18 protein-coding genes and 1 pseudogene are annotated in these 22,404 nt (G+C 71.1%); 15 read left to right on the top strand and 4 right to left on the bottom strand.

All coding sequences use genetic code 11. The annotated features are described in order from the left end of the window. Positions 1-26: 26 nt before the first annotated feature. From ABGB12_RS03350 to ABGB12_RS03320, 7 genes are all read left to right on the top strand, one after another. The gene (locus tag ABGB12_RS03350; RefSeq protein ID WP_347674473.1) at positions 27-860 is read left to right on the top strand and encodes an SDR family oxidoreductase; all 834 of its coding nucleotides are present in this window, start codon (positions 27-29) and stop codon (positions 858-860) included. After that, complete coding sequence (locus ABGB12_RS03345) at positions 857-3,367, top strand: aldehyde dehydrogenase family protein (RefSeq protein ID WP_347674471.1); 2,511 nt, start codon at positions 857-859, stop codon at positions 3,365-3,367. The genes ABGB12_RS03350 and ABGB12_RS03345 overlap by 4 nt, the downstream gene beginning before the upstream one ends. Positions 3,368-3,403: 36 nt before the next feature. After that, positions 3,404-4,504 carry a hypothetical protein gene (locus ABGB12_RS03340; RefSeq protein ID WP_347674469.1) on the top strand — a complete coding sequence of 367 codons (1,101 nt, stop codon included), beginning with the start codon at positions 3,404-3,406 and terminating at the stop codon, positions 4,502-4,504. 232 nt (positions 4,505-4,736) lie between these two features. Beyond that, positions 4,737-5,630, top strand: coding sequence for a nucleoside hydrolase (locus ABGB12_RS03335; protein ID WP_347674468.1), 894 nt, complete (start codon positions 4,737-4,739; stop codon positions 5,628-5,630). A gap of 98 nt (positions 5,631-5,728) precedes the next feature. Continuing rightward, the gene (locus tag ABGB12_RS03330) at positions 5,729-6,742 is read left to right on the top strand and encodes a hypothetical protein (protein ID WP_347674466.1); all 1,014 of its coding nucleotides are present in this window, start codon (positions 5,729-5,731) and stop codon (positions 6,740-6,742) included. Beyond that, on the top strand, positions 6,742-6,888 hold the full coding sequence (locus ABGB12_RS03325) for a hypothetical protein (protein WP_347674465.1): 147 nt from the start codon (positions 6,742-6,744) through the stop codon (positions 6,886-6,888). Before ABGB12_RS03330 ends, ABGB12_RS03325 begins: the two co-directional genes overlap by 1 nt. A 387-nt stretch (positions 6,889-7,275) precedes the next feature. Further along, positions 7,276-8,091 carry a helix-turn-helix transcriptional regulator gene (locus ABGB12_RS03320; protein ID WP_347674463.1) on the top strand — a complete coding sequence of 272 codons (816 nt, stop codon included), beginning with the start codon at positions 7,276-7,278 and terminating at the stop codon, positions 8,089-8,091. On the opposite strand, the gene ABGB12_RS03315 is transcribed toward ABGB12_RS03320, so the two are convergent. The 3 genes from ABGB12_RS03315 to ABGB12_RS03305 all read right to left on the bottom strand — a co-directional run bounded on the left by ABGB12_RS03315 (position 7,978) and on the right by ABGB12_RS03305 (position 11,355). After that, positions 7,978-9,168, bottom strand: a complete 1,191-nt coding sequence (locus ABGB12_RS03315; protein WP_347674461.1) for an MFS transporter — start codon at positions 9,166-9,168, stop codon at positions 7,978-7,980. The two genes, ABGB12_RS03320 and ABGB12_RS03315, sit on opposite strands and share 114 nt — an antisense overlap. A 97-nt stretch (positions 9,169-9,265) precedes the next feature. Next, positions 9,266-9,925: a response regulator transcription factor gene (locus ABGB12_RS03310; RefSeq protein WP_347674459.1), complete on the bottom strand. Its 660-nt coding sequence runs from the start codon at positions 9,923-9,925 to the stop codon at positions 9,266-9,268. Then, entirely contained in the window at positions 9,922-11,355 is a 1,434-nt protein-coding gene (locus ABGB12_RS03305; protein ID WP_347674458.1) for a histidine kinase, read from the bottom strand. The genes ABGB12_RS03310 and ABGB12_RS03305 overlap by 4 nt, the downstream gene beginning before the upstream one ends. A gap of 110 nt (positions 11,356-11,465) precedes the next feature. On the opposite strand from ABGB12_RS03305, the gene ABGB12_RS03300 reads away from it, so the two are divergent. The 5 genes and pseudogenes from ABGB12_RS03300 to ABGB12_RS03280 all read left to right on the top strand — a co-directional run bounded on the left by ABGB12_RS03300 (position 11,466) and on the right by ABGB12_RS03280 (position 16,883). Continuing rightward, on the top strand, positions 11,466-12,371 hold the full coding sequence (locus ABGB12_RS03300; protein WP_347674457.1) for an ABC transporter ATP-binding protein: 906 nt from the start codon (positions 11,466-11,468) through the stop codon (positions 12,369-12,371). Then, positions 12,368-13,102, top strand: a complete 735-nt coding sequence (locus tag ABGB12_RS03295) for an ABC transporter permease (RefSeq protein WP_347674455.1) — start codon at positions 12,368-12,370, stop codon at positions 13,100-13,102. Before ABGB12_RS03300 ends, ABGB12_RS03295 begins: the two co-directional genes overlap by 4 nt. 204 nt (positions 13,103-13,306) lie before the next feature. Then, positions 13,307-14,524, top strand: a pseudogene (locus ABGB12_RS03290) (ATP-binding protein); the annotation flags it as partial. Between the two features lie 78 nt (positions 14,525-14,602). Further along, a complete protein-coding gene (locus ABGB12_RS03285; protein WP_347675032.1) occupies positions 14,603-15,760 on the top strand; it encodes an acyl-CoA dehydrogenase family protein in 1,158 nt (385 codons plus the stop codon). Positions 15,761-16,055: 295 nt separating this feature from the next. Next, positions 16,056-16,883, top strand: coding sequence for a hypothetical protein (locus tag ABGB12_RS03280; RefSeq protein ID WP_347674454.1), 828 nt, complete (start codon positions 16,056-16,058; stop codon positions 16,881-16,883). A gap of 92 nt (positions 16,884-16,975) precedes the next feature. On the opposite strand, the gene ABGB12_RS03275 is transcribed toward ABGB12_RS03280, so the two are convergent. Beyond that, positions 16,976-17,635, bottom strand: coding sequence for a hypothetical protein (locus tag ABGB12_RS03275; RefSeq protein ID WP_347674453.1), 660 nt, complete (start codon positions 17,633-17,635; stop codon positions 16,976-16,978). 189 nt (positions 17,636-17,824) lie between these two features. On the opposite strand from ABGB12_RS03275, the gene ABGB12_RS03270 reads away from it, so the two are divergent. From ABGB12_RS03270 to ABGB12_RS03260, 3 genes are all read left to right on the top strand, one after another. After that, entirely contained in the window at positions 17,825-19,939 is a 2,115-nt protein-coding gene (locus ABGB12_RS03270; protein ID WP_347674452.1) for a sensor histidine kinase, read from the top strand. Then, a complete protein-coding gene (locus ABGB12_RS03265) occupies positions 19,929-20,594 on the top strand; it encodes a response regulator transcription factor (RefSeq protein ID WP_347674450.1) in 666 nt (221 codons plus the stop codon). The genes ABGB12_RS03270 and ABGB12_RS03265 overlap by 11 nt, the downstream gene beginning before the upstream one ends. Positions 20,595-20,765: 171 nt before the next feature. Then, positions 20,766-22,325 carry a GMC oxidoreductase gene (locus ABGB12_RS03260; RefSeq protein ID WP_347674448.1) on the top strand — a complete coding sequence of 520 codons (1,560 nt, stop codon included), beginning with the start codon at positions 20,766-20,768 and terminating at the stop codon, positions 22,323-22,325. Positions 22,326-22,404: the final 79 nt, after the last annotated feature.

Below are 22,404 nucleotides of genomic sequence, written 5' to 3'. Positions count from 1 at the left end.
GACGGACTGCCCCCAGAGGAGAAGTCATGTCCCAGTTCCAGGACCGCATGGCGTTCCGTGACCGCACGGTGGTGGTCACGGGTTCGGCATCCGGCATCGGCGCCGTGGCGGTCGAGAAGTTCCGAGCAGGCGGCGCCAAGGTCATCGGTGTCGACCGCGTCCCCACCGCGGGAGCCGACCTCCACATCGTCGGAGACCTCAGCACCCGTACCGGCGTCGAGGACATCGCCGAACGTCTCGACCAGCCGATCGACATCCTGATCAACAACGCCGGCGTGGCGGCCACGCAGCCGTGGCGGACCGTACTGGGAGTCAACGCGCTGGCCCCCCGCGACCTGACCCGGCTGCTGATGCCGCAGTTCAGGCCCGACCCGGTCGTGGTCACCACCGCGTCGATGGCCGGATTCATGTGGGCGCAGAACTACGGGCTCATCCAGCGGTTCCTCAGGACCGAGGACTGGGAGGAGGCGCTCGACCTGGTCAAGGAGTACCCGGGCCTGGAGACGACCTGCTACAACCTCTCCAAGGAGATCGCGATCGTCAACGCCGGCGACCTCGCCGTCAACGGCAAGCACATCAACCTGCGCTCCAACAGCGTCTCGCCCGGCACCGTCGGCACGCCGCTGCTGGGTGACTTCGTCGCCACGATGGGCGAGGAGAACATCAACGGCACCGTGACCTGGGCCGGCCGGCACGCCGCCGCCGAAGAGGTCGCCGACGCCATCCTCTTCCTGGCCTCCCCCCAGGCCACCTGGATCAACGGCGTGGACCTGGCCGTCGACGGCGGCCTGAACGCCATGGTCTTCCGCAACTACATCGCCCCGGCGATGGCCGCGATGGCCGAAGGAGGCGCGGCGTGAGCGAGTCCCTGATCTCCGTCAACCCGTCCACCCTCGAGGAACTCGGCAGCACGCCGGTCACCACCCTGGAGGAGCTCGACCGCCTGGTTCGGGCCGCCGACCGCGCGTCGCGAGACTGGCGCACCGACCGCGACCGGCGCCGCCGCATGCTCGCCGCCTGCTCGTTCGTGATCATGGACAACCAGCAGGAGCTGGCCGAACTGCTCGTCCGCGAGCAGGGCAAGAGCATGTCCGAGGCGTCCGGCGAGGTGTGGATCACCGGCCGCTGCTTCGCGCACATGGCCCGCGTCGACTGGCCCGAGACCGAGGAGGCGGTGCCCGCGCCGGGCCGGACCGCGCAGATCGTGCGCAAGCCGTACGGCGTCGTCGGCGCGATCGTCCCCTGGAACTTCCCCGTGTTCCTGCTGGCCGCCAAGGCCGCGCCCGCGCTGGCCGCCGGCAACACCGTGGTCGCCAAGCCCGCGGAGTCGGTGTCGCTGACGGTGACCCGCTTCATCGAGCTGCTGAACAAGGTGCTGCCCGAGGGCGTGATCAGCGTCGTCAACGGCGACGCCGCCGTCGGCCGGGGGCTCATCGAGCACAAGCTGGTCCGCAAGGTGTCGTTCACCGGCTCCACCGCGGTGGGCCGCGAGATCATGCGCACGGCCGCCGCGTCCATCACCCCGGTCACGCTGGAGCTGGGCGGCAACGACCCGGCGATCGTGCTCGACGACGCCGACATCGCGAACGCGGCCGCCAGGCTCGCCGCCTCGGCCTATTTCAACGCGGGCCAGATGTGCGTCGCGCCCAAACGCGCCTACGTGCCCGAGCACCTCGTCGACGCCTTCTGCGACGCCTTCGCCGAGGCCATGGGCGGCATGCGGGTCGGCGACCCGACGCAGCCCGGCGTCACCATGGGCCCCCTCCACAACCGCGCGCAGCTGGACGTGGTGCGGAACCTGCTGAACAAGGCGCTCGCGGACGGGGCGACCCTGGTCAAGGGAGGAGAGCGGGGCACGGACCTGCCCGGGCACTTCCTGGAGCCGACGCTGCTGCGCGACTGCACCGACGCGATGGGCATCGTCGCCGAGGAGCAGTTCGGCCCCGTCTTCCCGGTCGTGGCCTACCGCGACCTGGAGCAGGTCATCGAGACCGTCAACGGGCAGGAGTTCGGGCTCGGCGCCTCGGTGTGGGGCGCGGACACCGCGCGGGCCGTCCAGGTCGCCGGACGCGTCGAGGCGGGCTCGGTGTGGGTCAACCAGCACAACGCCCTGGAAGTGGAGCTGCCGTTCGGCGGCGTCAAGGGCAGCGGCTTCGGACGTGAGGGAGGGTCGGCCGGCGTGGAGGACTTCCTTCAGGTCAACGTGCTCAGCGTCAAGGAGGGCGTCCCCTCCGCCGGCGGCGCCGCGCCCGTGCCGCCCGAGCAGGAGATACAGCAGGAGATCAAGACCAGCGAGACCGACCTGGACGCGCTGCGGGTCACCCTGGGCTCCTGGCTCGCCGAGCGCACCGGCGCCGACGTGCGGCTGGAGAACCTGCGCCGCCCCGAGCACTCGGGCATGTCCAGCGTGTCGGTGCTCTTCGACGCCTCATGGACCGAGGGCGGTGCGCCGCGGCGGGCCGAGCTCGTGGCGCGGCTGGCCCCGGAGGCCTCGGCCGTCCCGGTGTTCCCCGGCTACGACCTGGAGCGCCAGTACGAGGTGATGACCGGCGTGCACGAGCACTCCGAGGTCCCCGTGCCGCGGGTGCGCTGGGTGGAGCCGTCCGCAGACGTCCTCGGCCAGCCGTTCCTGGTCATGGACCGCCTGTCGGGTTCGGTGCCGGTCGACAACCCGCCGTACGTCTTCGGCGGGTGGCTCGCCGAGCTCGACCCGGCTCGGCGGCGGGAGCTCCAGGACGCCAGCGTGGACGTCCTGGCCGGCATCCACGCGATCGCGGACCCGGCCTCGAAGTTCCAGGGCTTCGCCGCGAACGCCGGGTTGCGCGCCCACTTCGAGAACGAGCGCCGCTACTACGAGTGGAGCCATCAGGAGGACGGCGTCCGCATCCCGCTGCTCGAGGAGGCGTTCTCCTGGCTGGAGGAGCACTGGCCCTCGCAACCCTCGGCCGACGTGCTGTGCTGGGGCGACTCCCGCGTCGGCAACATCATGTACGACGGCACGCGGCCGGTCGGCGTGCTCGACTGGGAGTCGGCGTGGCTGGCCCCCCGCGAGATGGACCTGGGCTGGTTCGTCTTCTTCCACAGCATGTTCCAGGACATCGCCGATGTGTTCGAGATGCCCGGGCTTCCGGAGATGTTCCGGCGTGACGACGTGGTGGCCCGCTACGAGCGGACCTCGGGCGTCGAGGTCCGGGACCTGGACTTCTACCTCACCTACGCCGCGCTGCGGCACGGCACCGTGATGGCCCGGATCCACCGCCGCCGAATGCACTTCGGCGAGGCGGAACGTCCGGAGGACCCGAACGAGTACGTCCTGCACCACCAGATGCTGCGGCAGCTCATCGACGGCACCTACGACTGGAAGTGAGCCCGCTATGACCCACCACTACGACGGAGAGCCCCGATGAAGCCCTCACCCCTCGACGAACTGCCGGTCCACCAGGCACCGCTGTCCATGGCGCGCGTCGCCAGCACCGACAAGAACTTCTACGACCGGTACTACTTCAACGCCCACGACCGCACCGGCGAGCGGTTCCTGGTCATGGGCACGGGCATCTACCCCAACCTCGGGGTGATCGACGCGTTCGCGACCCTGCGGTCCGGCGACCGGCAGTGGGCGGTGCGCTTCTCCGACGCCCACCAGGCGGGCGAGCTGCGCACCGAGGTCGGCGGCTTCCGGGTCGAGGTGATCGAACCCCTGCAGAAGCTGCGGGTGGTCTGCGAGCACGAGAGCCTCTCCTTCGACCTCACCTGGGAGGGGTCGTTCCCGGCGGCGCTGGAGGAGCGCCACGTCCTCGACGCGGGGCCGCGCTCGATCCTCGACGCCACCCGGTTCGCGCAGGTCGGCAGCTGGTCCGGGACGCTGGCGTTCGACGGCGGCGAACTGGCCGTGGACCCCGGCACCTGGATGGGCAGCCGGGACCGCTCCTGGGGGATCCGCCCGGTCGGCGACGCCGACCCCGCCGGCCGGCTCGGCGACGAACCGACCGACGGGCACTGGTGGACCTACGCCCCGCTGAGGTTCGACGACTACGCGCTGCTCGTCATCATGCAGGAGAGCCCGGACGGCCACCGCACGCTCAACCACGCGACCCGCACCTTCGCCGACGGCCGCGTCGAACAGCTGGGATGGCCGCGCACCGAGATCGACTACCGGAGCGGAACCCGCTACCCGGAGTCGGCCCGGCTGCACCTGACCAAGCCCGACGGCTCGCCGCTCGTGGTGGAGATCGAGACGCTCGGCTGCGTGTCGCTCACGGTCGGCGCCGGGTACGGCGGGGACCCGGACTGGCAGCACGGGCAGTGGAAGGGCCGCGACTGGTCCTCGGCCTCCGAGTACGACCTCACCGACCCCGGGATCGTTGGCCGGCTCCCGTACTCCACCGTCGACCACATCGCCCGCGCCACCTGCGAGGGAAGCGTCGGCTACGGCATGTTCGAGCACGCCGTGATGGGCCGGCACGACCCGTCGGGCTTCAAGGGCTGGCTCGACATGGCCCCCTGACGGCCACCCGGCCGCCCGGCGTCAGCGGTCGACGGACGACGCCATCGCCGCCGAGCGTGCGGCGGGTGAAGAGAGGGCCCCGTCCGGTTTCGCCGGACGGGGCCTGACGTCGTCGGTGGCATCAGGGCAGGAAGACGACCGTCCGGCCCCTTTTTAACGCGTTGTGCGGCGGAAGGGGTGTTCTTAGGATGACGCTGTTCGTCCCCCGCCGCCGACGACGAGGGGGCGGGCAGTGCTCGATCTGTGCTTCGACCTGGAGACCCAGGATCCCGACGACGTCCTGACGTTGTGCCTGGTCGCACGGCATCCTCGGGTGCGGCTGCGGGCGGTGACGGTGACGCCCGGCTCTGCCGGTCAGGTGGGTCTCGTCCGGCATGTGCTGAGGCTGCTGGGCCGGGAGGACGTCCCGGTGGGCGCGCGGGACCCGGAGACCGGCAAGGAGTACGTGTCGGGTTTCCACCGCCGCTGGCTCGGCGGGTGGTCTCCGGCCGAGCCGGACGGCGACCCCGCCGACGTCCTGCTCCAGGTGCTCGCGGAGCATCCGGAGGCCGTGCTGCTGACCGGGGGCCCGCTGCGGAACCTGCGTCTGCTGCTGGAGCGCGGACGCCCGGTGCGGCTGGCGCGCTGGGTGGCCCAGGGCGGTTTCGCGGGTGACCCGCTGGTCCCGGCGGAGCGGCGGCTGGCGAAGTTCGACGGATTGACGGCCTGCCCCACCTTCAACTTCAACGGCGAGCCGGTGGCGGCCCTGATGGCCCTCGACGACTCCGCCCCGATCGTCCGGCGCGAACTCGTCTCCAAGAACGTCACCCACGGCGTCCGCTACGACCGCGTGTTCCACGAACGGCTCGCGCCGTGCCGTGACCGCACCGCCGGCCTCGCCCTGATCCACCAGGGCATGGAGCTCTATCTGCGTCGCCGCCCCGGCGGCAAGCTCCTGCACGACCCGACGGCGGCCTGCGCCGCGATCGACCCGTCCGTCGCCGACTGGGCCGAGGCCCGGATCACCCGTGAGCCCGGCGGCTGGGCGGCCCGTCCCGCCCGGGGCACCCGCACCTTCATCACCACCGGCCTGGACCACGACCGCCTGTTCGCCGTCTTCACGGAGGGCGGCTCCCGTCCGGCGTGAGGGAGCCGCGCTTTCTCACCGGGTGTGCGAGGCCGGTTGCGGACAGGGGGCGAGGGAACCGCTCGGTGCTGTCAGGCAGTCCGGGAGGTGTGGCTTTCTTGAGGAACCTGAGCTCGCTGAACGACTACATGTCCCATCTGGGAGAGGACGACGACGACCCGGTTCTGGATCCGGAGCTGCCCGCGTCGGTGAAGCGGAAGATGTACTTCGTGCCGGGAGCGCTGTATCCGGCGGGCGGGTTGCCGCGCAGGCGGTTGTTCGGGGGGCGCAAGCCCGTGGACGTGCTGTTCTGCCTGTGGACCGCGCCGCTGCTGACGTTCCTTCCGGCGCTGGTCGTCCCGTTCATCGGGGTGGTCGGCGAGATGTATCCGCGGCGGACCGTGGCCTCCGGGTGGGCGATGCAGGCCGCGATCGTCGGCGGGTTCACGTGGTTCGCGGACTGGACGCTGTTCCTGCTGATGATGGTGGTCCAGCCGGTCGTGTTCCTCGTGCTGCTCCACCGTTGCGGCGAAGGACCGGTGGGACGCCTCGCCCGCAGGCACTACGGGCGTTACGTGCGCGTGCAGGACCTCGACGGGCCCAGCGAGGCACTACTGGAACGCGCCCGCGCGGCGGTCCGCACGGTGTCACGTTCCCGGGTCAACCGGGAGGGGCTGCTCGACGACATCCGCAACACCGTCACCCTGCCCCGGCAGCTGTGGGAGGCCGCCCACACCCTGCGGGAAGTGAGCGTCCTGGCCGCCCACCATCGCGACGCCGACCTGTCGGACGCCGAGATCAGGCGGCTGCTCGCCCCCCAGCTCCAGGTCCTGGACCTGGCCACCCGGTCCGCCCTCACCCGCATCGAGGCGCTGGAGCGGTACGCCGCCCAGGTCCGGGCCGCCGACCGCGCCCTCGAACAGTGGGAGATCCTGCGGCGTGTGGCGACCCACAGCGACGCCTACCAGGAACTCCTGGCCAGGACCGTCCGCGACGAACTCGCCGCCGTCGAGATCGCGGACCTCACCGAACAGGCCAGGATCATCGAGCACGCCCTGCGCGCCAGCGTCGCCGACGCCCGCCGCGCGGGTCTCGCCCTGCTCCCCGACACCCCCGCCCGGAAGGCCGGCTGATGCCCCGAAAGCCCACCTTGGCCAAGCTCCCCATCTCGTTCGGCGCCTATGTGCTCTTCTTCCGCATCCCCACAGGCCTCAGTGTTCTGGGCGCTCTGCTGGTCCTCTTCCAGGCTCTCCTCTTCCTCCTCGTCCTCCTGGACTGACCCGCAGGCCGGCAAGCCTTTCTCGGCACACCCGAACGATCAGCCTGTAGTCCCCGGCGTCCTTCTGCCTCCTATGAGGACGATCCGGGGCTGGCTTGGGATGCCCAGGTCCAGTATCAGCGAGATGCTGTTCGTGCCCTGGGTTCCGACCAGGGCGCGGAGCCGCAGCCGGTCCGCGGGCCTCAGCTCGGTCCGAGCATGGCGGCCGAATCAGGCCTGGACGCAATGGCTTGCGGGGATGGGGCGTCGGGAATATCCGGCGGCTTCGCTCATGCTGCATTGCGTGTGACAGACGTCGTGGAGGTGACACGATCCGAGGCGGCTGAGGCCGTGCCGGGATCGACATGGGAGATGTCGAGTCTGCGCTGTGTTCGGCTGCCGTCGGGTATGACGCTCGCCGATCTTCCCGGCCCGAGGTGGTCGCTGGTGCGGGACGGCGCGGTCACGCTCGAGACGGCGGGTGGAACGGAGCTGCTCGTCGGCGGGGACGCGGTTCTCGTCGACGCCCGCACCGCCCACCGGCTCATCGCGTCCGAGCACTCCGACCTGGTCGTCGCGGACCTGCGTCTGGTCGTCCCGGTGCATCGGCTGCCGAGTCCGCTGGTCGTCCGTGACTTCGGGACCCGTCACGTCGGCGTCGCTGCGCTCGTCGGGAAGTGTCCGCTCGAAGACAGGCGACGGACAGAGCTCTTCGTCAAGAGCTACGGCAGCCTCATCGGGGCGGCGATGACCGCCTCCTGGCTCGAGGAGGAGAGGCGTGACGGCGGCGACGCCTCGCCGGATCCGGTCGTCGCCGCCATTGTGGCCGCCGTCACCGCCCGGCCGGGAGAGCCTTGGACGGTCGAGCGGATGGCGCGTCTGGCGCATCTGTCGCGTTCGGCGCTCGGTGAGCGGTTCCGCCGCGCGCTCGGCCGCAGCCCCGTCGAGGTGCTCCGGGAGGTGCGGATGCAGGAGGCGCGGCGGCTGCTCGGCGACCACTCCCGGCCGGTGGAGCACGTGGCGTTCGCCGTCGGCTACGGGTCCGCCGCGGCTTTCAGCCGGGCGTTCTCCTCGCACCACGGGGTCGCGCCGCAGGCGTGGCGCGGTGCCTCAACCACGCGGGACCCGGAGCAGCGCGAAGCCCACACCGGCCGCGACGGCCGACGCCGTGCCGAGCAGAAGCGCCGACGTGACGCCGTACGCGTCGAGGAGTGCGCCTCCTGACGCGGAGCCGAACGTGATCGCCATCTGGAACGCGGTCACCTGCAACGACAAGGCGGACTCGGCACGCTCCGGCTCGACGCGGGTCACCCACAGCTGGGTGGCGACCGGGACCATGTTGAAGGCCAGGCCCCACAGCACGACCGCCACCGTCAGCAGCGGCAGCGTCGTCGCGGTCGCGGTGAGGAGAAGGCCGCCGCCGAGCAGAAGCGGCGCCGCCGCGGCCACCACCCGCAGCCGGCCGGCGAACCGGCCCGCCGCCAGGTTGCCGACCATGCCGCCCGCGCCCCAGGCCAGCAGCAGCCAGGTCGTGCTCGCGGGATCGACCTCCTCGATGGCGACCCTGATGTAGGGGTAGGCGGCGAAGTTGCCGAACGCGACGAGGACCACGCACAGCACACCGGCCATCAGCCGCCGGTTGGCGACCGCCTGCCGCAGCATGGTGAAACCGGCGGACGGGTGCGCGGGCACGGACGGCAGCGTCCTGGCGACGGCCAGCGCGCTCAGGGCGCTGAGGACGGCCGCGCCGACGAACACGGCGCGCCAGCCGACCTCGTCGCCGAACAGGGACGCGAGGGGGACGCCCGCGATGGTCGCGACGGTGACGCCGAGCGCGATGGACGTCGAGACCATGTGGTCCCGCCCCGGCACGGCACGGGTTCCCGCGCCGAACGCGAACGACCAGTACCCCGCGATCGCGATGCCGAGCACGAGTCGGCCGAGGAGCAGGACGGCGAAGCCGGGGGCGACCGCCACCGCCAGGTTCGAGACGACCGCCGCGCCCAGCAGCGCGACCAGCACCGTGCGCCGGTCGGCCCGCGGCAGCAGCACCGCGATGCTGGGCGCGGTGACCGCGCCGGCGATCGCGGTCGCCGCGACCGCCAGACCGGCGACGCCCTCACTGACCCCGATGTCGGCGGCCATGGCGGGCAGCACGCTCGCCGGCAGGAACTCGCTGGCCACGAGGGCCCCGATCCCGGCCGCGAGCGCGGTGAGCGGAGGCCAGGCCCGGTTCGCGGGCGTCGACGGGGTCTTGAGCGGAGGGGCGTCGGAAGGGGGTGAGGAGGATCGAGTCGTCATGGACTCAGCCTCGCCGCCCCCGCGCCGTGGTGGTTGATCGTGTGACTCGCGCGGTTGACCGTGTGACCGGACCGGGTGCCCCTCCGAGGGGCTTCGCTCATCGGGACTGGTGGTTGTGGAGGTAGGCGAGGACGGCCAGTACGCGGCGGTTGTCGTCGTCTGAGGGGACGAGGCCGAGTTTGGTGAAGATGCCGGCGGTGTGCTTGGCCACGGAGCTCTCGCTCAGGTAGAGCCGCTGGGAGATGGCGGCGTTGGAACGGCCCTCGGCCATCTGCTCCAGGACTTCGCGCTCGCGCGGCGTGAGCGCGGCCAGCGGCTCGTCCCTGGCGTTGCCCGCCAGGAGTTTGGAGATGACCTCGGGGTCCATCGCGGTGCCGCCGGCGGCGACCCGGCGGACGGCGTCGACGAACTGCTCGGCGTTGAACACCCGGTCCTTCAGGAGGTAGCCGACGCCTCCCGAGCCGTCGGCGAGCAGCTCGCGCGCGTAGAGCTGCTCGACGTGCTGCGACAGGACCAGGATCGGCAATCCGGGTACTCGCCTGCGTGCCTCCAGCGACGCTTGGAGCCCTTCGTCGGTGAACGTCGGCGGCAGCCGCACGTCCACGATCGAGACGTCCGGGCGCAGCTCCAGCAGGCCCTTGAGCAGTTCCGGGCCGCTCTCCACGGCCGCCACCACCTCGAAGCCGTGGGCCTGCAGCAGGTGCACCAGCCCGTCCCGGAGCAGGTAGAGATCCTCGGCGACGAGTACCCGGTTCATCGGAGGCACGATACGCTCCGCGGCTCGGTCCGGCGCAGGCGGTTCTCGCGGTTGTAGACGGAGGGGAGGACGGCGGCCGCCACGTACATGGCGGTGCCGAGCAGAATCATGAACGCGATGAACGGCCACTGCCACGGCTCCGGCAGGTACAGCGCGAGGAACCAGCTCTTGTTCTCCGGGCCGGTCGCCTTGAAGACGCCGGCCACGATCCCCTGCGGGAAGAGCGGGCACCACGACGTCGTCCACAGGAAGACCAGCACGGCGGCCTTCCAGCGCGGCAGCTCGGAGATGTCCCCGGCCCAGTGCTGGGGCAGCACCCGGGGCAGCTCGATGCACGCCGTGGTCGGCCCGCCCGGCGGGCTGTCGATCGCCAGCACCCCGTCGAAGGCCGCCAGCCTGCGTTCGATCCCGGCCAGACCGCTGCCCTTCGCCGGGTCGGCTCCACCCCACCCGTCATCGGTGACCGTGACGCGCAGGTTCGGTCCGTTGCCGCTGATGTCCACCTGGACCGACTCGGCTCCGCCGTGCCGGGCGGCGTTGGCCAGCAGCTCGCTGACCGCGAAGTAGGCGGCGGCCTCCACCGGCGCCTCCGGACGGTGCGGCAGGTCCACCTCGACCGACACCCGCAGCGGGATGTCCAGGGCCAGCGCCCGCACGGCGTCACCGAGTCCGCGTTCGGCCAGCACCGGCGGATACACGCCGCGGATCACCCTGCGCAGCTCGGTCAGCGTCTCCGCCGACGCCTCCTTGGCCTTGGCCATCAGCGCCTTGGCGGCCCGAGGGTCGGAGTCCATGAGCCGTTCGGCGGCCCCGATCGTCATACCGAGCGCCACCAGCCTGGCCTGGGTGCCGTCGTGCAGGTCGCGTTCGATCCTGCGCATCTCGGCGGCCTGCGTGTCCACCGCGAAGTTGCGCGCCCTGTTGAGGCGTTCCAGCCGTCCGGCCATGCGGCTGGACGTGGTGGCGGCGAGCAGCAGCTCGCACCAGAGCGCGTACACGCGCAACCCCCGTCCGGGGAGCAGCACCAGCAGCGGCAGGAGCATCACCTTGACCGGCGGGTCCAGCAGCAGCCAGAGCGCGTCGCGCCAGGTCGCCGGGTCGGTGACCATCCACCTCCAGCGGTCGTTCCAGGCCGGTATCCGAGGCGTCTTGTAGAGGGTGCGGTGCGATCGGTACAGGCCGTCGGCCTGCGGTTGCGGGGGCGGCGGCTCCGGCAGGTACGGCGGGTCGATGCGCACCCCGGCGGAGTCGGCCACCAGGCGCCTCGTCCTTCCCGTCACCCGCCTGATCATCCGCACCTGCGGCGGGAACAGGAACACCATGCCCAGGCCGAAGGTGAGGATCAGGCACAGGAACGTGGACGCGAGGGTGAGGAGCTCGGCGACGAGGAGTGCCGACAGCACCAGTACGTGACCGAACTTCCGCAGCATGCCACCAGTGTGGGCGACGGTCATCGATCCGTACATTGCACCTAGATACACCCCTGGCTGGTATCTAACGCGATTCACGGGAAAGGACGGCTTTCCTAGCGTCAAGGTCTATGAACGTCATCGAGGTTAAGAACCTCCACAAACGCTACAAGGACCAGGTGGCGGTGGAAGACGTGTCGTTCGAGGTCCGGGCCGGAGAGATCTTCGGAGTCCTCGGCCCGAACGGCGCCGGCAAGACCACCGCCGTGGAATGCGTGTCCGGGTTGCGGACCCCCGACCGCGGCACGATCCGCGTCGCCGGCATCGACCCCTTCCAGGACAGGGACGCGCTGCGCCGCGTGCTCGGCGTGCAACTGCAGAGCGCCGCGTTGCCCGACAAGATCAAGGTGTGGGAGGCGCTCGACCTGTACGCGTCCTTCTACACCGACCCCGAGGACTGGCGGGAGCTGATGGAGCGGGTCGGCCTGGTCGCCAAGCGCGACAGCAGGTTCGGCGAGCTCTCCGGCGGCCAGCGGCAGCGGCTGTCCGTCGCGCTCGCCCTGGTCGGCAGGCCGCGCATCGCGGTGCTCGACGAGCTGACCACCGGCCTGGACCCGCAGTCCCGCCGCGACACCAGGGAGTTGGTCGAGCACGTGCGCGACTCCGGCGTGACGGTCGTGCTCGTCACCCACTTCATGGAGGAGGCGGAGCGGCTCTGCGACCGGATCGCGCTCATCGACTCCGGCCGGGTCGTCGCCACCGACACTCCCGCCGGGCTCATCGCGCGGGTGGGCGGCGGGAAAAAGGTGCGCTTCCAGCCCTCCGCCCCGGTCGACGACTCCCTGTTGCTGGCCCTGCCGGAGGTCACGGACGTCAGCCGCGACGGCGACCAGGTCGTGGTGGCGGGCACCGGCGACCTCGCCGTGGCCGTCACGCTCGCGCTGGCCGAACACAAGATCGTCCCTGGTGCCCTGCACCTCGAGGAGAACACGCTCGACGACGCGTTCCTCGCTCTCACCGGAAGGAAGCCGGCGTGAAGAAGATCCTGGCCGTCGAGGCCAAGCTGTTCCTGCGTGACTGGGCCGCCGGGGCGTTCGCCCTGCTGCTCCCCGCCCTCCTCGTCGTGGGCATAGGCCAGATCCCCTACCTGCGGAAACCGGACCCGGCGTTCGGCGGGGAACGTTTCATAGACGCCCAGCTCCCCGCCCAGATGATCCTGCTCGCGCTGCTGACGGTCTCCTTCACCGTCCTGCCCACCACGCTGGCCACCTACCGCGAGCAGGGCGTGCTGCGCCGGATGTCGACGACCCCGGTGCACCCGTCCCGCCTCCTCGGCGCCCAGCTCCTGCTCAACCTGACCGTCGCCGCCCTCGGCGCGACCCTGGTGGTCGTCTCCGCACGCCTGGTGCTCGGCTCCCGCCTGCCCGCCCAGCTCCTGGGCTTCCTCCTGGTCTTCCTCCTGGGCGCCGCCGCCATGCTGGCCCTCGGCCTGGTGATCGCCTCGATCGCGTCCAACGGCAAGACCGCCCCCACCATCGGCTCCCTCGTGATGTTCCCCCTCCTCTTCGTGGCCGGCATGTGGATCCCCCGCGAGATCATGCCCGACCTCCTCCGCACGATCAGCGACTACTCGGTCGTAGGCCCCTTCGTCAACGCCATGCGCGACACCTGGTCCGGCGACTGGCCCCGGCTCCAGCACGTGGCCGTCATGGCCGCCGGCCTCGCCCTGTTCTCGGGCCTGGCCGTCAAACTCTTCCGCTGGGAGTAGACGCCCGCCGACGGCTCGGCTCGGAGGCCTTGCGGAGCCTGCGGGCGGGCCGGTGCGGGGAGCACCCGAGGGCGGGCTCTCCGGGGAGATGAAGCGCGGATAAGCTGACGGAGAGTCATCTTTGATCTCGTTGAGTGTCAAGAGGATCTAGGGGCCCGTTCTCTGCGGTAGGGCGCGCGCCGTCCGTCTGCTCTGGGGTCCCCTGTGGAGGTCGCAGTGGGGAAACCTGAGGCCGTTTACGAGAAGGTGTTCCGATACGGACCGGCTCCTACGGCGCTGCTGACGCCGGACTTCGTCATCTTCGCGGCCAATGACGCCTACCTGAAGGTCTCCGGCAGGCGTTCCGAGGACCTGGTCGGCAAGGTCATCTTCGAGGTCTTTCCCGGTGATCCCACGGACCCGGAGGCCAACGGGCCGGGGAGGCTGCGTGCCTCTCTTAAAAGGGTGCTGGAGACGGGCATACGGGACATCATGCCGCTGCAGAAGTACAGCGTCGAGGCGCCCGGAGGGCAGGGGGAGTTCCAGGAGCGCTACTGGAGCGTGGTCAACGCGCCCGTCCCGGGCCCGGACGGCCGGGTGGAGATGATCATTCACCGGGTCGAGGAGATCACCGGTCTGCTGCACCGGCTGCGCAGAGCCCGCGAGGCCGCCGGCGCCGACGCCCGGGCGGAGCTGGAGAGCATGGAGAACGAGGTGCACGCGCGCAGCCGCGAGCTCCAGGAACTCAACGCACGGCTCACCATGGCCCACGATCAGCAGCGTCGGCTCGCCACGGAGCTGCAGGAAGCGATCGAAAGGCAAAGGCGGTTCGTCTCCGACGCCTCCCACGACCTGCGCAACCCGATCACCGGACTGCAGATCCGGTTGGAGGACGCGCTCTCCGACCCTGAGGCCGACCCCCGGCAGGTCCTGGCCGCGGTGCTGCAGGACGCTCAGCGGCTCAACGATCTCGTCGCCGACCTGCTCGAACTCTCCCGCCTGGACGCCGGAGCGCCCGCCCCCGCCGAACCGGTCGATCTGGGGCACCTCGTCATGTGGGAGCTCGAACGCCACGACCTCACCCATCCGGTCGTCACCCGTCTCGCGGACGGCGTCGTCGTGTTCGCCTCCAGGGTCCGGCTGGCCCGGCTGCTGGGCAACCTGCTGACCAACGCCGACCGGCACGCCGAGCGCGAGATCCGGGTCAGCGTGGCCGCCGAGCCGCCTGACGCGGTGCTGGAAGTCGTCGACGACGGGCGGGGGATCCCGCCGGGCGAGCGTGAGCGGATCTTCGAACGCTTCTTCCGCTCGGATCTCGCCCGCCGTAAGGAGCCGGGAGGCACCGGTCTGGGCCTGGCCATCTGCCGTGAGATCGCCCGAGCCTACGGCGGCCGCGTCTACGCCGCCGGCAACCCTTCCGGAGGCGGACGTCTCGTCCTGCGCCTCCCTCTGGCCAAAGAAACTAGCAGTGGTAGGTTAGCGCCAGCGCCGTCCAAGACCACGACCCGGGAGGACCCCGACATGCGCCGTACCGTTTTCAACGAGGACCACGAGGCGTTCCGCCAGACCCTGCGCGCCTTCATCGAGGCCGAGGTGACCCCCCACTACGAGCAGTGGCTCGCCGAGGGCCAGGTGCCGCGGGAGTTCTACTACAAGCTCGGCGAACTGGGCGTCTTCGGCATCGAGGTGCCCGAGGAATACGGCGGCGCCGGCATCGACTCGTTCAAGTTCACCGCGATCCAGTCCGAGGAGACGGCCCGCGCCGCGGTGTCCTTCGGCGGCTCCGGCGTCCACGTCGCGCTGTGCCTGCCCTACCTGCTCAGCCTGGGCACAGAGGAGCAGAAGCAGCGCTGGCTGCCGCCGTTCGTCACCGGTGAGACCATGTTCGCGATCGCGATGACCGAGCCGGGCACCGGCTCCGACCTCGCCGGGATGACGACCACGGCGAAGCTGTCGGAGGACGGCACCCACTACGTGCTCAACGGCGCGAAGACGTTCATCACCGGCGGCGTGCACGCCGACCGCGTCATCGTCTGCGCCCGCACCTCGCCCCCGAAGCCGGAGGACCGCCGCTTCGGGATCTCGCTGCTGGTCGTGGACACCAAGGCCGAGGGCTACTCCGTCGGGCGCAAGCTCGACAAGCTCGGCCTGAAGACGTCCGACACGGCGGAGCTGGCGTTCCAGGACGTGAAGGTGCCCGTCGAGGACCTGCTCGGCGAGGTGGACAAGGGCTTCTCCTACCTCGGCCAGAACCTGCCGCAGGAGCGCTTCAGCATCGCCTACGGCGCGTACGCGCAAGCCACGGCGGCGGTGGAGTTCGCCAAGAAGTACGTCCAGGAGCGTCTCGTCTTCGGCAAGCCGGTGGCGTCCTTCCAGAACACCAAGTTCGAGCTGGCCGCCTGCCAGGCCGAGGTGGACGCCGCCCAGGCGGTCGTCGACCGCGCGCTGGAGGCGCTGGACGCCGGTGAGCTCACCCCCGCCGAGGCGGCCTCCGCCAAGTTGTTCTGCACCGAGGTCGCGCACCGCGTCATCGACCGCTGCCTGCAGCTCCACGGCGGCTACGGCTTCGTCAACGAGTACCCCATCGCCCGCCTCTACGCCGACAACCGCGTCAACCGCATCTACGGCGGCACCTCCGAGGTCATGAAGATGATCATCGCCAAGGACATGGGCCTCTGACGGACGGCCGGATCCGTCGGCGCGTGGCGGATCCGGCGTTCTGTGGTCCCCCCGGCTCTCCCGCGGCGCGCCGACCGGGCCGACCCGGACGGCGTGACGTACGGGCGGGTGTGACGTGAGTCACTCGGGGGCATAGTGCTGGCAGAGGTGACGAAGGGGGCGACACCGTATGTCGGGGATGATTCGCACGTCCTATCACGCTGTCGGGGCCGGGCTGGGAGTGCTGGGGCTCGCGGTCGGTCTGGTCGCGCCTGCTTCTGCTCGTCCACGAGAAGAGACGGTGAGAGCGCTCGCCGTGACCACTTCCCTTCAGGATTACCTGGAGGAGATCATGCGGACGCTTCCCGGGAGGGGGAGCGAGCGCTTTGTGGAAGGGCGCGGCGCGGAAGTGGCGAGGGTGGGGGCGGGTGTGTCGGCCGCCCGGTCCGGACGGCTCGCCTGGGCGCGAACGGTGCTGGCGCGGGTCGGCTACCGGGTGGTGCGGGTGACCGACACCGGCACGCGCCGGGACTATCTGGTGATCCGGGAGCCGGCGCCATGCCGCCGGTGCTGGGGCACCTACGTGCTGCCGGCGGGCGGGCGGAGCCGGGCGACCGTGGTCGAGGTGCCGCATCCGCGCTCCGACGAGCACACCGAGGCCTTCGGGACCGAGGCGTTCCAGGCCCTCAACGCCTCGGCGCTTCTCATCGCCGGCACGCATCGCGCTGCCAACAGGAGTGCGGCGTCGGACGTGGCGCACAACGGGGGCAGCGCGTTCACGGCGGTCCACCGCAGGCTCACCGCCAGGGGGACTCTCGTCCTGCAGTACCACGGCTTCGGGCGCGCGGGGCGCGCACGGTATCCGCAGGTGGTGATCAGCGACGGGGTCGACCGCAAGGGTACGGGGGCCAGGCCGCCCGCCCACCTGCGTCGTCTGGAACGGAATCTGCGGGCGCGGGGAATCAGCGCGGGAGTGTTCGACGGAACCCGCTGGCGTGACCTGGGGGCCACCCGCAACGTCCAGGGCGCCCACACCCGAGCGCAGGGCGGTCGTTTCGTCCATATGGAGCACGCCCCTGAGATCCGCCGCTCCGAGGCGGAGCGTACACGGGCGATCAGAGCGGTCAGGATGACCTTTCCCTGACCCCGCGGAATCGAGGGGACCTGTGAAGGCCGCCGGGAGGACCGTTGGGGCGGTCTTCCGGCGGCCTTACTCGTTTCGGGGTGTCTTCGAGGTCACTGGCGGGGGGAGGTGAGGTGGGGGTTGCGGGCCAGGAGCACGCCGAGGGCGGCGTAGCCGACGATGAGGTGGGTGCCGCCGACCCAGCCGGAGACCTGGGCGCCGAACATGGCGTAGGAGGGGACGGCGACCAGGGCCCAGCTCTCGGCGATCAGCGGCCACCAGCGCAGGGCGCCGCGCCAGCGGGCGGCGAAGGCCAGCTTGACGCCGATGATCGCCATGCCCAGCATCGACAGCGGCCAGAAGAGGTCGAGGGTCATCAGCCAGGCGTCGTCGCCGACGGACCTCGGCAGGACGCCGTGCAGCAGCGACCAGACGGCGGCCAGGCCCAGGAACACGGCCTCGACGCGCAGGGCGATCCGGGCGGCGCGGGAGGTGCCGATGGCCCGGGTCCTCATCTGCACCCACAGCAGGCAGAACACGCCGAGCTGGAACAGCAGGCCGGTCAGGTCGACGATCCGGACGCCGGCTCCCTTGCCGCCCTCGCTGCCGAGCACGAGGGTGGCGGCCGCCCAGCAGAGCGCCCCGGTGGTCAGGCCCAGGCCGGCGAGGCGGACGGCGCGGGCGTCGACCGGTCCGCCGTCGGCGGAGGAAGGGTCCCCGGCGCCGAGGTCCGTGCGGGCCCTGGCGGGCTGGTTGGTGATGTGCGTTTCCATGATTCCTTCTCCCGGAACTCTTGGGGCTCTCGAAGCGCGGCCCAGGTGCGCCGCGGTGAGTCCACGATCCGTACCCGGCGTCCCAAGCCGGCAGAGCCGCCCATCCCGGATCCGCGCCCGGAAATCTCGGGCTGTGTCCTAGGACTCCAGACCCAGGGCAAAAGCGGAAATGACGTCCACAATGTCGGTGTGGCAGAGGTCAGCGCGGCGCGTTCGGGCACGGTGGACATGGCGGAGACGACGCGGGCGGAGGGTGTGAGGGCGGCGCGTTCGTCCGTGGCTCCGGCGGTCCTGACGGTTCTGGCGGTCGCGTTCGCCGTCGGCACGGTGGTGCTGGACGCGGGCAACCGGGGGGTGACGCTGCCGCCGAACACCGGGCTGGAGAAGTACGGCCGGCTGGCGGCCCTGTCCGGACTGGCCCAGGCGCTGCCGGGAGCGCTGCTGCTGCGGCGGCTGCCGCGGCATCCCGTCGCCTGGGTGCTCGCCCTGTCGGGGTTGCACTGGACGGTGAACGGGTTCGCGGGGGCCTGGGCGGTGCGCGGGCTCTACGTGTCACCGGATCTGCCGGGCGTCCCGCTCGCCTACTGGCTCTTCACCCGGTTCGGCGCGGCGCTCATGCTCGGACTGCCGTTGCTGCTCCTGCTGTTCCCCGACGGGCGACTGCCTGCGGCCAGGGGGTGGCGGTGGCCGTCGGCCGCCAGCCTGGTCCTGACGGCGCTGCTCCCGGTGGTGTGGGCGTTCGTGCCCGCGGACGTGGTGATGGACGTCCAGGGCGAGCCGCTGCCCCCCGAGGAGATCCGGCTCGACCTCGACCCCCTCGGCGTCGGCCTGCCGGACGCGTTCTGGCGGCCCGTGCTGCAGACCGCCCAGCTCGTCATAGCGCTGAGCCTCGTGGTGCCGTTCGCGGTCATGGTGCACCGCTACCGGGGCTCGGACGCCGAGCGGCGGGCCCAGATCCGCTGGCTGACCTGGGCGGCGCTGGTGAACATGTTCGTGGTGATGCTGGTGCTGGTGACCTCGTCGCAGATCCCCTCACTGCTGCTGTTCCTCGGGTTCTCGCTGGTCTCCGGCGCCGTCTTGGTCGCGGTGAGCAAGTACCGGCTGTACGACATCGACCGGGTGCTCCCGGCGACTCTCCTGTACGGCGTGCTCGCGGCCCTGGTCGTCGCGATCGACGTCGCCGTGTTCACCGTCGCGGGCAGCGTCCTGGGCGAACGGGACTCCGCGCTCACCGCGATCGTGATCGTCGCGGTCGGGTACGCGCCGCTGCGGACCTGGTTGTGGCGGGCGGCGCGCAGGCTGGTGCGGGGCTCGCGCGACGACCCGTACGCCACGGTCTCGACGCTCGCCGCGCGGCTGGACCAGGCGAGCGGCCCGGACGAGCAGCTCGCGGCGCTGGCCCGCACGGTCGCCGACGCGTTCCGGCTGCCCTACGTCCGGGTGGAGATCGAACGGCCGGACGGGGCGCGTTCGGTGGTCGAGCACGGTACGCCGCGCGGCCCGTCGGTGTCGTTGCCGGTCGTCTACTCCAAGGACGCGGTGGGACGGCTGGTGCTGTGCCGGGCCGAGCTGTCGGAGCGGGACCAGCGGCTGCTGGGCGACCTCGTCCGGCAGGCCGCGGCGGCGGCGCGCGCCAGCGAGCTCAGCGAGGACCTGCAGCGCATCCGCGCGCAGCTCGTCGTGGCCCGCGAGGAGGAGCGGCGGCGGCTGCGGCGCGACCTGCACGACGGGCTCGGGCCGAGCCTGGGCGCGGTGGCGCTGCGGATCGAGCTGGCCCGCAACCTCGCCCGCACCGAGCCGGAGAGGTCCGACGCGATCCTGGAGCAGACGGCCGCCGAGGTGTCCGGGGTGATGGCCGACGTGCGAAGGCTCGTCCACGACCTGCGCCCGCCCGCGCTGGACGAGCTCGGGCTGCTGCGCGCCGTCCAGCAGCACGCCGACCGGGTGCGCTCCAGCGGCCTGCGGATCGTCGTGTCCGGCGGGGAGGGGCTGGACGCGCTGCCCGCCGCCGTTGAGGTCGCGGCGTACCGGATCGTGTCGGAGGCGCTCGCGAACGTCGTGCGGCATTCGGGCGCGGGCCGGTGCGACATCACGCTGGACGTGCGCGAGGGGGTGCTGGAGGTCCTCGTCCAGGACGACGGTTCGGGCATCGGCCCCGACACCGAGGCGGGCGTCGGGATGTCGTCGCTGCGGGAGCGCGCGTCCGAGCTGGGCGGCGACTGCGCGGTCGTCTGCCCGCCTGAGGGCGGCACACTGGTCCGCGCGAGGTTGCCGTGGGAGAGGGAGACCACCGATGCCCGATGAGCCGATCCGGGTGCTGCTCGCCGACGACCACCCGGTGTACCGGGACGGGCTGGCGATGCTGCTGGACTCCAATCCCGGCCTGGAGGTGGTCGGCACGGCCGGGACCGGGTTCGAGGCGGTGGAGCGCGCCGCGGAGCTCCAGCCGGACATCGTGGTGATGGACGTGGGGATGCCCGGCCTGGACGGGATCGAGGCGACCCGCCGGGTCGTGGCCGACAGCCCGCACATCGGCGTCGTGGTGCTGACGATGTCGGAGGAGGACGCGACGCTCTTCGCCGCGATGCGGGCCGGGGCGCGCGGCTACCTGCTGAAGGGCGCGAACCAGGCGGAGATCGTCCGCGCGATCGTCGCGGCCTCCCACGGCGACGTGATCTTCGGCCCGTCGGTCGCGCGCAGGGTCGCGGAGTTCTTCACGGGTCCGACGCCGCCGTCCCGGGGGCGTTCCGACGATCCGGCGTTCCCCCGGCTCACGCCGCGTGAGCGGGAGATCCTCGATCTGGTCGCCGCGGGGAGGTCCAACGCCCACATCGCGGAGGTCCTGTTCCTGTCGCCCAAGACGGTCCGTAACCACGTGTCGAACGTCTTCACCAAGCTGCACGTGGCGGACCGCGCCGAGGCGATCATCCGGGCCCGCGACGCGGGTCTCGGCCGCTGAGCGGATGAACGCGAATTACTTTCAAGTAGGGGGTGACTTGGCTCACTTGGCGATGTAGAACTTATTTCAGTTCGTCAGAGTGAGGAGTGTCACATGCAAGAAGATGGCGTGCACAGACCGGGGTTTCCTGCGTTGTCGCGTCGGGGATTCATGGTTGGAATTGGTTCTACATTGGGGGTCGCCGCCTTCGGGCTGCGGCCCTCTTCGGCCCGGGCGGCGGCGCCCGCGGCGCCGATCGCGTCCGGTTCGCACGTTCCGGCCCTGGTGATCGGCACCGGGTACGGCGGGTCCGTCGCCGCGCTGCGGCTGGCGCAGGCGGGCGTCGACGTGCACATGGTCGAGATGGGCATGGCGTGGGACACGCCCGGGTCCGACGGGAAGATCTTCTCGGGGATGCTGAGCCCGGACCAGCGCGCCTACTGGCTGCGCACCAAGACCAAGCAGCCCCTCAGCAACTTCCTCGGCTTCCCGATCGACAAGACCATCCCCAAGTACACCGGGATCCTCGACGCCGAGGAGTTCAGCGGCATCACCGTCTACCAGGGCCGCGGCGTCGGCGGCGGTTCGCTGGTCAACGGAGGCATGGCCGTCACGCCCAACCGGGCGAACTTCGGCGGCATCCTCCCGTCGGTGGACGCGAACGAGATGTACGACGTCTACTACCCGCGCGCCAACGCGGGGCTCGGCGTCGCCAACGTCGACCCGGCCTGGTGGGAGAGCGCCGCCTGCTACCAGTACGCCCGGGTCGGCCGCAAGCACGCCCAGCGCTCCGGCTTCCCCTTCGTCTTCGTGCCCAACGTCTACGACTGGGACTACATGGAGCAGGAGGCGGCGGGAGCCGCCCCCAAGTCGGCGCTGGCCTCCGAGGTCATCTACGGCAACAACTACGGCAAGAAGACGCTGCAGCAGACCTACCTCGCCCAGGCCAAGGCGACCGGACGGGTGGCGATCTCGCCGCTGCACAAGGTCGCCTCGGTCGCACCCGCCGCAGGCGGCGGCTACACGGTGACCATCGAGCAGATCAACACCACCGGCGACACCGTCGCCACCAAGACGGTGACCGCCGACCGGGTGTTCTTCGCGGCCGGAAGCGTCGGCACCAGCAAGTTGCTGGTGAAGCTGAGGGCCACCGGCGCGCTGCCGAACCTCAACGGCGAGGTGGGCAAGGGCTGGGGCGACAACGGCAACGTCATGTGCGGCCGCGCCAACCACATGTGGGATCCGACCGGCAGCGTCCAGTCGTCCATGCCCACCGCCGGCATCGACAACTGGGCGGCCGGAGGGGCGTTCGCCGAGGTCGCGCCGATTCCCGCCGGCCTCGAGACCTACGCCTCGCTCTACCTGTCGATCACCAACAACCCCAACCGGGCGGAGTTCTCCTGGAACGCCGCCGCGGGCAGGGCCGACCTGAACTGGCAGACCGCCTGGAAGCAGCCGGGCATCACCATGGCCAAGACCATCTTCGACAAGATCAACTCCAAGGAGGGGACGATCTACCGGACCGACCTCTTCGGCACCTACAAGATCTGGGGCGACCACCTCACCTACCACCCGCTCGGCGGCGCCGTGCTGAACAAGGCCACCGACAACTACGGCCGCCTCCGCGGCTACTCCGGCCTGTACGTCATCGACGGCGCCCTCATCCCCGGCAACACCAGCGTCAATCCGTTCGTCACCATCACAGCGCTCGCGGAACGGAACATAGAGAAGATCATCGCCACGGACCTGTGACGATGACCTGAGGACGGAGCCGGCCGCGGGCGCGTGTGGCCGGCCTTTTCCATTCCCGGGAAGTCCCCGCGCGTTCAGC

Source organism: Actinocorallia sp. B10E7 (genome assembly GCF_039871655.1).
Taxonomy (GTDB): Bacteria; Actinomycetota; Actinomycetes; order Streptosporangiales; family Streptosporangiaceae; genus Actinocorallia.
This window is presented reverse-complemented; position numbering and strand designations above follow the sequence as displayed.

Bases quoted from the DNA above. Each gene is read 5' to 3' on its own strand.
- ABGB12_RS03350 (WP_347674473.1), top strand. From the start codon at position 27: ATGTCCCAGTTCCAGGACCGCATGGCGTTCCGTGACCGCACGGTGGTG.
- ABGB12_RS03340 (WP_347674469.1), top strand. From the start codon at position 3,404: ATGAAGCCCTCACCCCTCGACGAACTGCCGGTCCACCAGGCACCGCTG.
- ABGB12_RS03325 (WP_347674465.1), top strand. From the start codon at position 6,742: ATGCCCCGAAAGCCCACCTTGGCCAAGCTCCCCATCTCGTTCGGCGCC.
- ABGB12_RS03320 (WP_347674463.1), top strand. From the start codon at position 7,276: ATGACGCTCGCCGATCTTCCCGGCCCGAGGTGGTCGCTGGTGCGGGAC.
- ABGB12_RS03315 (WP_347674461.1), bottom strand. From the start codon at position 9,168: ATGACGACTCGATCCTCCTCACCCCCTTCCGACGCCCCTCCGCTCAAG.
- ABGB12_RS03310 (WP_347674459.1), bottom strand. From the start codon at position 9,925: ATGAACCGGGTACTCGTCGCCGAGGATCTCTACCTGCTCCGGGACGGG.
- ABGB12_RS03305 (WP_347674458.1), bottom strand. From the start codon at position 11,355: ATGCTGCGGAAGTTCGGTCACGTACTGGTGCTGTCGGCACTCCTCGTC.
- ABGB12_RS03300 (WP_347674457.1), top strand. From the start codon at position 11,466: ATGAACGTCATCGAGGTTAAGAACCTCCACAAACGCTACAAGGACCAG.
- ABGB12_RS03285 (WP_347675032.1), top strand. From the start codon at position 14,603: ATGCGCCGTACCGTTTTCAACGAGGACCACGAGGCGTTCCGCCAGACC.
- ABGB12_RS03275 (WP_347674453.1), bottom strand. From the start codon at position 17,635: ATGGAAACGCACATCACCAACCAGCCCGCCAGGGCCCGCACGGACCTC.
- ABGB12_RS03265 (WP_347674450.1), top strand. From the start codon at position 19,929: ATGCCCGATGAGCCGATCCGGGTGCTGCTCGCCGACGACCACCCGGTG.